At 60.9% G+C, this 12,091-nt stretch carries 8 protein-coding genes and 1 tRNA gene; 2 read left to right on the top strand and 7 right to left on the bottom strand.

The genetic code is table 11. The annotated features are described in order from the left end of the window. Positions 1 to 206 precede the first annotated feature (206 nt). Complete coding sequence (locus IAI51_RS27395) at positions 207 to 1,502, top strand: OprD family porin (RefSeq protein WP_187681321.1); 1,296 nt, start codon at positions 207 to 209, stop codon at positions 1,500 to 1,502. A gap of 8 nt (positions 1,503 to 1,510) precedes the next feature. Here the strand turns inward: IAI51_RS27395 and IAI51_RS27390 are convergent. From IAI51_RS27390 to fdnG, 7 genes are all read right to left on the bottom strand, one after another. Beyond that, positions 1,511 to 1,606, bottom strand: a tRNA-Sec gene (locus IAI51_RS27390). A 7-nt stretch (positions 1,607 to 1,613) separates the two neighbouring features. Further along, the gene (gene selB, locus IAI51_RS27385; protein WP_187681320.1) at positions 1,614 to 3,530 is read right to left on the bottom strand and encodes a selenocysteine-specific translation elongation factor; all 1,917 of its coding nucleotides are present in this window, start codon (positions 3,528 to 3,530) and stop codon (positions 1,614 to 1,616) included. Further along, the gene (gene selA / locus IAI51_RS27380) at positions 3,527 to 4,939 is read right to left on the bottom strand and encodes an L-seryl-tRNA(Sec) selenium transferase (RefSeq protein WP_187681319.1); all 1,413 of its coding nucleotides are present in this window, start codon (positions 4,937 to 4,939) and stop codon (positions 3,527 to 3,529) included. The genes selB and selA overlap by 4 nt, the downstream gene beginning before the upstream one ends. Before the next feature lie 48 nt (positions 4,940 to 4,987). Further along, on the bottom strand, positions 4,988 to 5,914 hold the full coding sequence (fdhE, locus tag IAI51_RS27375) for a formate dehydrogenase accessory protein FdhE (RefSeq protein WP_187681318.1): 927 nt from the start codon (positions 5,912 to 5,914) through the stop codon (positions 4,988 to 4,990). A 3-nt stretch (positions 5,915 to 5,917) separates the two neighbouring features. Continuing rightward, positions 5,918 to 6,583, bottom strand: a complete 666-nt coding sequence (locus tag IAI51_RS27370; RefSeq protein ID WP_187681317.1) for a formate dehydrogenase subunit gamma — start codon at positions 6,581 to 6,583, stop codon at positions 5,918 to 5,920. After that, positions 6,580 to 7,515 (bottom strand): formate dehydrogenase subunit beta, encoded by a 936-nt coding sequence (gene fdxH / locus IAI51_RS27365; protein WP_187681316.1) that lies wholly within the window; start codon positions 7,513 to 7,515, stop codon positions 6,580 to 6,582. Before fdxH ends, IAI51_RS27370 begins: the two co-directional genes overlap by 4 nt. Further along, a complete protein-coding gene (gene fdnG / locus IAI51_RS27360) occupies positions 7,516 to 10,581 on the bottom strand; it encodes a formate dehydrogenase-N subunit alpha (protein ID WP_187681315.1) in 3,066 nt (1,021 codons plus the stop codon). Between the two features lie 324 nt (positions 10,582 to 10,905). Here fdnG and IAI51_RS27355 point away from each other — a divergent pair, with 324 nt between their 5' ends. Next, positions 10,906 to 12,054, top strand: coding sequence for a MalY/PatB family protein (locus tag IAI51_RS27355; protein WP_187681314.1), 1,149 nt, complete (start codon positions 10,906 to 10,908; stop codon positions 12,052 to 12,054). The last annotated feature ends 37 nt before the right edge of the window (positions 12,055 to 12,091 follow it).

Genomic DNA, 12,091 nt, shown 5'->3' with positions numbered 1-12,091 from the left:
GATCTTTTGATTTTGATTTTAAAGATCAGGATCAAAAGATCGCAGCGTGCCGCAGCTCCTACAGGTTTTTGTGTGCTGTCATCATTGTGAGCACGCCCTGAATGCCTGCGTGCTTGTTCTCATAACAACTGAGCACATTCGCTCAATCTCCACACCCACAATCCCCCGATCATCAGTGCCACATTCTTTATTGCTGGCCACAGACCATGATCGATTTCTCGCCATCGCGAATCACCGTCTTATTGCTGCTGTGCGGGCTGACCGAATCGGCTGTCGCCAGCGGCTTTTTCGACGATGCCAAGTCTGAAGTACTCCTTCGCAACTTCTACCTGAGCAACGACTACCGCTCGCCCTCACCCGCCGGCAAGAACTACAAACAGGAATGGGCACAAGGGTTTATCGGTACTTTCTCATCTGGATTCACACCCGGGACGGTCGGGTTTGGCATCGACGCACATGCTTTTACCGGCCTGAAACTGGACGGCGGCAGAGGCCACTCCGGCACCGGATTACTGCCGGTCGACAGTGATGGCCGCAGCGAAAACAACTATTCCAGCGTCGGTGGCGCCCTCAAATTGAAGGCATCACGCACCACCCTCGCGTTCGGCGAAATGACCGTGGAAACGCCGGTCTTCGACACCTCCGACAAACGTCTGCAACCGGAGTACGCCACGGGTTTTCTGCTCAACAGCCGTGAAATCAACAACGTCAATCTGCAGGCCGGGCATTTCACCGCGTTCAAGAATCAGGACAGTTCTTCCGGCAAAGGCGATTTTTACGGCTACGGTGCCAATACCGAACACGGCTCCATCAGCTTTCTCGGCGCCGACCTGTTCGGCGACAACCCGTTGGGCGGTGCGCTGTACGCGTCTGAATTGACAGACACTTGGCATCAGTACTACGGCAATCTGCACTTCAAGCAGTCGGGCGTGTTCCTCGACGCCAACCTCTATCACACCCGCGACACAGGCCAGGCGCTGGCCGGTGAAATCGACAACACGGCATTCAGCCTGTCCGGCAAATACACCTTCGGCCCACACGCCGTGATGCTCGGCTGGCAGCGGATCAATGGCGACACACCGTTCGATTTCGTCGGCGGCGACTCCATCTACCTGGCCAACTCAATCAAATACGCCGACTTCAACGGCGCCGGTGAACGTTCCTGGCAAGCACGCTACGACCTTGACCTGAGCGCGTTCGGCATCCCCGGCCTCAACTTCATGACCCGCTACGTTTCCGGCAGCCATATCGACGGCACCCACGCGCCCAAGGGCGGCGCCTACAACCCGTTTGATGCCGACAGCGGTGACTTCCAGCCGCAGCAAGGTGATGGTGGCAAGCATTGGGAGCGCGACATTGATTTGAAGTACATCGTCCAGTCGGGTGCGGCGAAGGACTTGTCGGTGCAAGTTTCACATGTTTCGCACCGGGCCAATGAGGCTCAGGCGGGCGATGACATTGACCGGGTATATGTGGTGGTTCAGTACCCGTTGGGGTTTTGACTTTAAATTGGCGGAAGGCAGCCGGAGTCGAACCTGCCCGGGAGCGGATGCCGTCCCCAACCGGGTTTGAAGCCCGGCCGCGCCACCGGGCGCGATTGCCTTCCATTGAACTCAGGGTGCGTCGGCACTGGCCAACGCATTGTCGGGGCGGATCACGCGGGATTCGCCGATGCGTCGGGTCAGGCCGAGGCGATCGAAGTATTCAAGGATCTGAATACTGCGCTTGCGTCCCAAGCCTAGCGCATCGCGGAAGGTTGTCACCTGGATCTGGGGATTTTCCCTGGCCAGCGTTAACAACACGTCCACCATTTGGCGCAATTGCTCGTCACACAAAAACAGATCACGCACCACTTGGTGCATCAAGCCCAACCGCGCCAGTTTGCGCAGCAGCAGGCGCACCCCGGCATCGTCCTGCCCGACAGCTTTGGCCACATCACGCACCCACGGCGGATCAAATCCGGCCTGTTCGAACAGCGGTTGCAGTCGCAGCCAAAGAGCATCGTCCTCGGCATTCAATCGCACCTGATGATCCGGCAAATGCAACCACGGCCCACTGGCGCTGATCGAGCCGGCTTCGCGCAGTTCATCCAGCAGACTGGCGAACGTCGAACGCTCCAGCGCCAATCCACTGAAGCGCCGTAAACGATCGCGATCCGGCCCCATCTGGTCGGGTTCCAGTTCATGAAACTTCGCCAGTTGCTCAAGCAGCGTGAACTTCAACTGCCCCCAGCGCTGGACGTTGAACAGCACCGGGCCTTGGCGGGTGTCGATCAGACGGACGTTTTCCGGCAATGACCAATCTGCGCGGAGTCTATTGAACTGGCGCTCCAGTCGCTGCGGATCGAGGCCGCCAGCGCTGTGACCAAGCAACACCGGCAGTGCCTGTTCAAGTCTTTCAGTGCGAGCCAAAGCTTCAAGTTGTGCCAGTCGTTCGGGGCTCCGCCGCTGGCGAGCCGGGGCGAACGGATCAAGCACCTCACCGCCGCCGAGCGTGCGTTGCGCGCTCTGATCACGCAGGATCAGCCGATCACCCTTCACCGCATGCACCGGCGCATTGATCAGCAGTTGCGCGAACATGCGCGCGCCGGGGTTCAGGCGTGAACCTTCAAGCAACGCGACGCGGGCGATCACGTCTTGCGTACCGAGGTGCAGATGCACCGGATGGAAGTGTTCGAAGGGGCGTTCGCCCGGCAACAGCTGAAATTCGATGTCGATCCGTTGCGTCGGCGCGTGCAGCCACTCGCTCAGCAGCCATTGGCCGCGATGGATCTGCTCCAGCGCCAGGCGCTCCCCGTTGATGTTCAACGCCACTCGTTGCCCGGCGAAGGCTTGATCTGCGGGCTGGTTCTGCGCGTGCAGGCCACGAACCCGAACGGTTTTACCCAGAGGGCCCAACACCAATCTATCTTCCACCGAGACCACGCCCGACAACGCCGTGCCCGTGACAACAATCCCCGCCCCCGCAACGCTGAAGGCGCGGTCGATGGCCAGTCGAAATCCGCCTTCACGACTGCGCGTCTGCACTGCGCTTTGTGCTTCCAATAAAACCTGACGCAACTCATCGACACCCTGCCCGCTCACGCTCGACACGGGTACTATCGGCGCCTCGGCAAACGGCCCGGCCTCCAGCAAATCCAGAACCTGGCGCTGCACCTCTTCTACCCTGCCCGCCTCGACCCGGTCGCACTTGGTGATCGCCACCAACGCACGGGGAATGCCGAGTAATTCGACGATCGCCAGATGCTCGCGGGTTTGCGGCATAACACCGTCATCCGCCGCGACCACCAACAAAACCAGATCAATGCCCTGCGCCCCGGCAAGCATGTTGTGGGTGAATTTTTCATGACCCGGCACGTCGATAAAACCCGTTAGTCCGGCGCCGGGTTGCAGTTCGGCATACAGATAGCCAAGGTCGATGGTCATGCCGCGTTCGCGTTCCTGCGGGCGGCGGTCGCCGGTCTGCCCGGTCAGCGCTTGCAGCAGCGACGTCTTGCCATGGTCGATGTGCCCGGCTGTGCCGACGATCACTGGTCGACCTGCAACTGCGTCAGCTGCGCCAGCCACGCTGGCTCATCGTCGAGTTGGCGCAAATCCAGCCACAACGCATCGTCGTCGATGCGCCCGAGCACCGGGATTGGCAACGCACGCAACGCGGCTTCCAGATTAAGCAGGAAGCGTCCGCGCAAACGCTTGGAGACTTGCGGGCGCAAACAGAGCGCCGCACTCGGCAACCGCGCCACCGGTTGGCTGCCACTGCCGATCATGCCCAAGGCCTGAACGGCGCTGACTTGCCAGGGTTCACCCAAGACCTCAGCCATCGCCGGTTGCAAACGAGAGGCCTGGGCGAAGATGTCTGCTTGCGGGCGAGTCAGCAGGCGCAAACTGGGCAAGCGCTCGGCGAGACGATCCGGGTCGCGATACAAACCGAGCACCGCTTCCAGCGCCGCCAAGGTCAGTTTGTCGACCCTTAACGCGCGTTTCAGCGGATTCTTTTTGATCTTCGCGATCAGCTCTTTACGACCAACGATCAATCCAGCCTGCGGCCCGCCAAGCAATTTGTCGCCGCTGAAGGTGACGATATCCGCGCCATCCAGCAACGCCTGACGCACCGTTGGCTCCGCCGGCAAGCCCCACCGCGTCAGATCGAGCAAACTGCCGCTGCCCAGATCCTCCAGCAGCGGCAAGTCATGCCGATGGGCCAATTCAGCCAGTTCTGCTGTCGGCACGCTGGCGGTAAACCCTTCGATGCTGTAGTTGCTCGCATGCACGCGCATGATCAAACCGCTGCGCGGGCTGATCGCCGCTTCGTAGTCGCGGGCATGGGTGCGATTGGTGGTGCCGACTTCGTGCAGGCGCACGCCGGCGCGGGCCATGATGTCGGGAATGCGGAAGGCGCCGCCGATCTCGATCAGCTCGCCACGGGAAATGATGCCCTCCTTGCGCGCCCCCAGGCTGTTGAGTGTCAGCAGGACGGCGGCGGCATTGTTGTTGACCACGGTGACGGCTTCGGCGCCGGTCAATTCGCGGATCAGGCCTTCTATCAGATCGTCACGATCACCGCGCTTGCCGCTGGCCAGATCGAATTCCAGGTTGAGCGGATAACGCGCCGCCATCTGCACGGCTTCGATGGCTTCGTCCGGCAACAAGGCGCGACCGAGATTGGTGTGCAGCACCGTGCCGGTCAGGTTGAACACTCGGCGCACGTTGCTGCATTGCTGCCGCGCCAAGCGCTCGCCGACGCGGCCCGCAAGTACTTCAGGACTGATTTCAACGGCCGACAATTGCCCGTTCAACACGTCTGAACGCAGTTCATCCAGCAACTGCCGCAAACACGCCAGCAGCGCCTCACGCCCATGACGCTCGGCCAGCGGCAGACACGTCGGGTGACGCAACAAACCATCAATGGAAGGCAACCGCAGGGCAACACTCGAAGACATCAGCCACTCCTGGAAACAGATCACTGCGCCAGAGTGTAGACGCTGTGGTCATTCGTCTCCCGGGGCCAGCAACAGATTCGGGGCCAGACGTTGATAGCCGTCCTGGGCCAGACGCATGTCGAGCAACAGGCTGGTGAGATCCGCCGACAGCGCTTCGCCGTCGGCATCGTTCTCCAGATAAAGCAATTTCAGATACGTGTTGCAGCTCGGGCAGACTTCGGCGCGCAGCGGCGCCTGATTGGCGGCGTGGCGATCGTCCTCAAGGCTCAAGTAGTCGAGGCCTTTGCTCGATTCGCAATACACGCATTTGACCCGCACCACATGCCATTCACAGGCGCACAACGAACACACCAGATAGCGCAAACCGTTGTGTTTGCCGCGATGGCGGATAACGCCGGCCATGGCGGGCGATCCACAGGCCGGGCACTGGCTGAGGCTGTTGCCTGGTGTCAGTTGCAGGTTGGGGACGCTGAGCAGCCAATGGCTCCATGCCGCTTGTAACGCCGCACCGAGAAATGGCACCAGCGCCGCCGGCACCAACGAATACTGGCCGCTGACCAGCGCCACGGCCCAGGCGCGCAGTTGCCCGGGACTGGCGCTGCGCAACGTGGTGAGCGCATCGATCACGGCGGGTTGCTCGGGCGGCGTATAGCGTTGCAGCAAAGCGTCGAGCCAGACTTGCCAGTCATCTTCGCGGATCAAGGTATCAGCCGCGAACGGCGGCAAGCCGTGCTGCTGGCACAGCTCAAGCCGTTGCTGATCGACGACTTCTGTCGCAGGTGGATCATCCAGCACTTGCTGCTGCGCCCGGCACAAACCGGCGATCAATCGCAGGTACTCGGCCAGCGGATGCCCTTCGGCCAATTGCTCCAGACGTTGGGCGCGTAAAGTGAAGAGGTTGTGCGGTGGCAGATACAGAAACGGCGGCGAACTGGCCGCCGCTTCGATTTGTCCGGGTTCGAGAATGGTTGCCAAAGGTCAGCCCTTTTTGGTGATCGGTCGCTCCGGCACGTCCGGATCGCGTTCATCGCGGGTGATGTCGCGATACCAGAGTGCGTGGTGTTTTTTCGCCCAGGCGCGGCTGACCCAACCGTGCATCATCGCGTCGACCGAACCCTTGATCCACAGCCCGGCGTAGATGTGAGCGATGATGCTCAGAATCAGCACAAACCCGGCCAGCGCATGCAGGAGCATGGCCCAGCGTATCGCTGTGATGCCGAAAAACGCACTGAAATAGGCGCGCCAGATCACCAGCCCGGTGAACAACAAAGCGAGCATGCACAGCAGTAAAGTCCAGAACAGCAGCTTTTGCCCGGCGTTGTACTTGCCCACCGCCGGCACGCTTTCTTCGTCGTTGACCAGCACCCGGTCGATGCGCCGCAGCCACTGCCGGTCGTTGGCGATGAAGAAGTTGGCACGCCAGAAATTGAACACCAGACCGAGGAACAACACGAACATCGCCACACCCATGAACGGGTGCAAAATCCGCGTCCACGGCCCGCCGCCAAACAGGTGAGTCAGCCAGAACATCGATGGATGAAACAACGCCAGCCCCGATAGCCCGGCCATGAAGAACAGAATCGCCACCAGCCAGTGATTGGTGCGCTGGTTGGCGGTGTAACGCAGGATCGTCTTGTTGCTCATGGCCGGTCCTCCCCGCGTGGATCGAAGGTGTGCACCGCTGGATCGACGACATGCACCGAGGTGTCGGGGGGCGTCGGCAGGTCATCCTCTTCGACCCGGTTCGGCCCGATACGCACGTAGTGGAAGAATCCGGCCAGCACCGCGGCGCCCATGGCCAGCAGACCCAGCGGTTTGCTGATGCCTTTCCACAGGCCCACCAATGGACTGATCGCCGGATCCTGCGGCAGATTGGCGTAGATTTTCGGTGTGTCGGCGTGGTGCAACACATACATCACATGCGTGCCGCCAACACCTGCGGGGTCGTACAAACCGGCGTTTTCAAAACCACGGCTTTTCAGATCGACGATGCGTTCGGCAGCGTGTTCCTTCATGTCTTCCTTGGTGCCGAAAACGATGGCGCCGGTCGGACAGGTTTTCACGCAGGCCGGCTCCAGCCCGACCGCGACCCGATCCGAACACAAGGTGCATTTGTAGGCCTTGTGATCCTTCTGCGAAATACGCGGAATGTTGAACGGGCAACCGGTGATGCAATAGCCGCAGCCGATGCAGTGATCCTGATCGAAATCAACGATGCCGTTGGCGTGCTTGATGATCGCGCCGGGGCTGGGGCACGCCGCCAGACAACCGGGCTCGGCGCAGTGCATGCAGCCGTCCTTGCGGATCAGCCACTCAAGGTTGCCGGCGTCGGTTTCGTGCTCGGTGAAGCGCATCAGCGTCCAGGTTTCTGCGCTCAAATCCTGCGGATTGTCGTAGGTGCCGTGGTTGTGGCCAACCTCGTCGCGCAGCTCGTTCCATTCCGAGCACGCGACCTGGCAGGCCTTGCAGCCGATGCATTTGGTGGTGTCGATCAGCTTGGCCACCGCCTCCTGATTCCTCACCGACGGCGGCACTGTGGTGGTGGCCGAGCGGGCAATAATGTCTTGGCTGGCCATTTAGACTTTCTCCACGTTGACCAGGAATGACTTGGATTCCGGGGTCTGTGTATTGCCATCGCCGAGGAACGGCACCAGGGTGTTGGTCAGGTAGCCATGGCGCGTCAGGCCGGTGAACCCCCAGTGCAGCGGGATGCCGATCTGATGCACGACCTGGCCGTTGACCTGCAACGGTCGGATCCTTTTTGTCACCACCGCCACCGCCTCAATGAACCCGCGTTTGCAGCTGACCCGCACCTTGTCGCCGGCGGCAATGCCCTTCTCTTTCGCCAGCACTTCGCCGATCTCGACAAACTGCTCAGGCTGAGCAATCGCGTTCAACTTGCAGTGCTTGCTCCAGAAGTGGAAATGCTCGGTCAGCCGGTAACTGGTGCCGGCATACGGGAAGTCCTTGGCTTCGCCGAGGCTTTCCCAGACCGAATCGAAGATCCGCGCCGCCGGGTTGCTGGTGGCTTTCTTGTTCTGCGGGTGCAGCGGGTTGATGCCGATCGGCGTTTCGAACGGCTCGTAGTGCTCGGGGAATGGCCCCTCGTTCATCTTTTCGACGGCGAAGAATCGCGCCACGCCTTCGGGGTTCATGATGAACGGGTTCATCCCGGCTTCAGGCGGCACGTCGGCCTTGTAGTCCGGCACGTCCGTGCCGCCCCAGGCCTTGCCGTTCCACCACACGAGACGCTTTTTCGGATCCCACGGTTTGCCTGAGACGTCCGCCGAAGCGCGGTTGTAAAGAATCCGCCGGTTGGCCGGCCACGCCCACGCCCAGCCCAGATGCTGGTGCATGCCATACGGATCGGAGTTGTCGCGCCGCGCCATCTGGTTGCCGGCCTCGGTCCAACTGCCGGCGAAGATCCAGCAACCGGACGCGGTGCTGCCGTCATCCTTGAGCTGACCAAACCCGGCCAGTTGCGTGCCGCCCTTGATTGTCGCGCCGGTGGCATCGGTGATGTCAGTGGTGGCGCTGCCGTTGAGTTCCTTGGCCAGTTCTTCCGGCGAAGGTTCGTCGGGGATCTTGTACGGCCACGACAGTTTCAACAGCGGATCGGGGAACTTGCCGCCCTCGGCCTGATAACGCTTGCGCAGGCGCAGGAACAGCTCGCTCATGATGCGAATGTCGGTCTGCGCTTCGCCCGGGCCATCGGCGCCTTTCCAGTGCCATTGCAACCAGCGACTGCTGTTGACCAGCGAGCCGTCCTCCTCGGCAAAACAGGTGGTCGGCAGGCGGATGACTTCGGTCTGGATCTCCTCGCTTTTAACGTCGTTGTACGGCCCGACGTTTTGCCAGAACTCCGAGGTTTCGGTGGCCAGCGGGTCCATCACCACCAGCCACTTGAGTTTGGCCAGCGCGCCCATCACCCGGTTCTTGTCCGGCAACGCGGCAATCGGGTTAAACCCCTGACACACGTAACCGTTGACCTTGCCCTGGCTCATCAGGTCGAACATTTTCAGGATGTCGTAGTTGGGGATGTCCAGTTTCGGCAGGTAGTCGTAATTCCAGTTGTTCTCGACGGTGGCGTTGGCGCCGTACCAGGATTTCATCAGGCTGACGTGGAACTTGCTGTAGTTCTGCCAGTACGACAGTTGCCCCGGACGCAGCGGTACTTGCGTGCGTTTATTGATGAAGGCGTTGTAGTCCTGCTCGGTGTCACTGCCGAGGGTCAGATACCCCGGTAGCGCGTTGGACAGCAGTCCAAGGTCGGTCAGCCCCTGGATATTCGAGTGCCCACGCAAGGCATTGACGCCGCCGCCCGGCATGCCGACGTTGCCCAACAGCAGTTGCACCATCGCCGCACTGCGGATGATCTGCGCGCCGATGGAATGCTGCGTCCAACCGAGGGCGTAGAGAATCGTCATGGTCTTGCCCGGTGTCGAGCAGGTGGCGATTTCGTCCCAGATTTTCTGCATGGCGTCGACCGGCATGCCGCAGATCTGGCTCGCCAGTTCGATGTTGTAGCGGCTGTAATGCTGCTTCATCAGTTGATAGACGCAGCGCGGGTCCTGCAGGGTCGGGTCAACTCTGACAAAGCCGTCCTCGCCCAACTCGTAGCCCCAGCCTGACTTGTCGGTGTAGCTGCGTTTGGCTGCGTCGTAGCCACTGAAAATCCCGTCTTCGAAGCCGTAGCCGGCTTTGACGATGAACGAGACGTCGGTGTAGTTGCGCACGTATTCGTGCTGGATCTTGTCCTCGGTCAGCAGGTAATTGATCAAGCCGCCCATGAAGGCGATGTCGGTGCCGGTGCGAATCGGCGCGTAATAGTCGGCCACCGAAGCAGTCCGGGTAAAACGCGGATCGACCACAATCAGCCGCGCGGCGTTGTGCGCCTTGGCCTCGGTCACCCATTTGAAGCCGCACGGATGCGCTTCTGCTGCGTTGCCACCCATCACCAGGATCAGATTCGCGTTGGCGATATCGGTCCAAGTGTTGGTCATGGCACCACGGCCGTACGTCGGGGCAAGACTTGCCACCGTCGGGCCGTGTCAGACACGCGCCTGGTTATCGAACCCCAGCATGCCGAGGCTGCGTATCACCTTCTGAGTGATGTAGCCCGCTTCGTTGGACGCCGCCGAAGCCGCGAGAAACCCGCTGGAGACCCAGCGGTTCACCGTTTGCCCGTTGGCATTTTTCTCGATGAAGTTGGCGTCGCGGTCAGCCTTCATCAGGTCGGCGACGCGATCCAGCGCTTCATCCCAACTGATCCGCGTCCATTCGCTGCTGCCGGGTTTGCGCGTTTGCGGATACAGCAAGCGGCCCGGGCTGTGAATGAAGTCCAGCAGGCCCGCGCCTTTTGGACACAGGGTGCCGCGATTGACCGGATGGTCGGCGTCGCCCTCAATGTGGATGATATTTTGCGCGACGTTCTTCGAGGTATCGCCCTGGCTGTACATGATCAACCCGCAACCGACCGAGCAATACGGGCAGGTGTTGCGGGTTTCATGGGTGTGGGCAAGCTTGAAGTGACGCACCTGCTCGGCGAAGGCCTGCGTCGGGGCCATGCCCAACGCGCCCAGGCTAGAGCCTGCAAGGCCGATACCGGCGACCTTGAAGAATTGACGACGGCTGAGATCCATCGTGCACTCCTGATCAGGTGGAACCCGGTACTTGAGCCGGGCTTTTTCTGGACAATCACGGGTGCGGCAGAAAGCCTGCCGACTTTTTCACTGTAGACAAAGACCATACGATCTGTGTGAAAACCGACCGTCGGCGACAATCGGTCAAGCGCTGAGAAACCGTGGGAGCGAGCCTGCTCGCGAAGAGGCCCTGTCAGATAAAACAAATATTGACTGACACACCGCCTTCGCGAGCAGGCTCGCTCCCACAGGTTTTGTGTGCTCCCACCTGGCCATGGGCTTAGAATGGCCGGCAGGACCAATCCCGCCTTCACGAGACCGCGCATGACTTTCGATTTTGATCAGGTATTCGACCGCCAGGACACTGGCAGCACCAAGTGGAGCCGCTACCCGGCCGACGTGCTGCCCATGTGGGTCGCTGACATGGATTTCGCCGCGCCACCGGTGGTGATCGAAGCTTTGCAACAACGTTTGCTGCATCCACTGGTGGGTTACAGCGTCGCCCAGGACAACCTGCGCGAGGCCATCGTCGCCGACCTTTGGAACAAATTCGCCTGGAAGGTCAAACCGCAAGAGCTGATCTTCCTGCCGGGCGTCGAGTCGGGCTTCAACATGGCTTTGAAAGCACTTGTGCAGCCACAGCAGAACGTCGTGGTGCAGGTACCGAATTACCCGCCGCTGCGCCACGCGCCGGGCCATTGGGGCATGAACAAGGTTGAGCTGGAATTCGTCGCCCAGGCCGACGGCACTTACGCCACGCCGCTGGACGTGCTGCGTGAATCGCTAACCGGCGGTGGCGCGTTGTTGTTGAGCAACCCGCACAACCCGATCGGCAAAGTGTTTGGCCGCGAAGAACTAAAAGCAGTGGCCGACATCTGTGTGGCGCAGGACGCCTGGATCATCTCCGACGAAATCCACGCCGAGCTGTGCTTCGACGGTCGCGTACATATTCCGACCGCGTCCCTGAGCCCGGAAATCGCCCAGCGCACCATCACCCTGATGTCGGCGAGTAAGGCTTACAACATCGCCGGTCTGAAAACCTCGTTCATGATCATTCAGGACGCCGCCCTGCGCGAACGCGTCAATCACGCCCGTTGCGGCATGGTCGACAGCGTCAACCCGCTGGGCATGGAAGCCACCCGCGTCGCTTATAGCGAAGCCGGGCCTTGGCTGACCGAGCTGAAAACCTATCTGCAGGCCAACCGCGATTATCTGGTTGACGCGGTGCGCAGCCGTTTGCCGGGCGTGACCATCAATGTACCGCAGGGCACCTATCTGGCCTGGCTCGATTGCTCGGCCCTGGATCTGCCCAACCCGCAGCAGTTCTTCCTTGAACAGGGCAAGGTAGGCCTCAGTGCCGGTCTGGACTTTGGCGATCAAAACCAGCAGTTCGTGCGCCTGAATTTCGGCTGCCCGCGTGCGCTGCTCGAAGAAGGCATTGCGCGGATGGAGCGGGCTCTGGCAAACCGCTAACCCGCCCCCCATGTAGGAGCTGCCGAAGGCTGCGATC

The sequence above is a fragment of the Pseudomonas sp. N40(2020) genome (genome assembly GCF_014472415.1).
Classification (GTDB): Bacteria; Pseudomonadota; Gammaproteobacteria; order Pseudomonadales; family Pseudomonadaceae; genus Aquipseudomonas.
Note: the sequence above shows the minus strand (reverse complement) of the source record. Positions and strands in the feature narration are given on the sequence as shown.

Excerpts from the sequence above, each read along its gene's own strand:
- IAI51_RS27395 (WP_187681321.1), top strand. The coding sequence starts at position 207 with ATGATCGATTTCTCGCCATCGCGAATCACCGTCTTATTGCTGCTGTGC.
- selA (WP_187681319.1), bottom strand. The coding sequence starts at position 4,939 with ATGTCTTCGAGTGTTGCCCTGCGGTTGCCTTCCATTGATGGTTTGTTG.
- IAI51_RS27370 (WP_187681317.1), bottom strand. The coding sequence starts at position 6,583 with ATGAGCAACAAGACGATCCTGCGTTACACCGCCAACCAGCGCACCAAT.
- fdxH (WP_187681316.1), bottom strand. The coding sequence starts at position 7,515 with ATGGCCAGCCAAGACATTATTGCCCGCTCGGCCACCACCACAGTGCCG.
- IAI51_RS27355 (WP_187681314.1), top strand. The coding sequence starts at position 10,906 with ATGACTTTCGATTTTGATCAGGTATTCGACCGCCAGGACACTGGCAGC.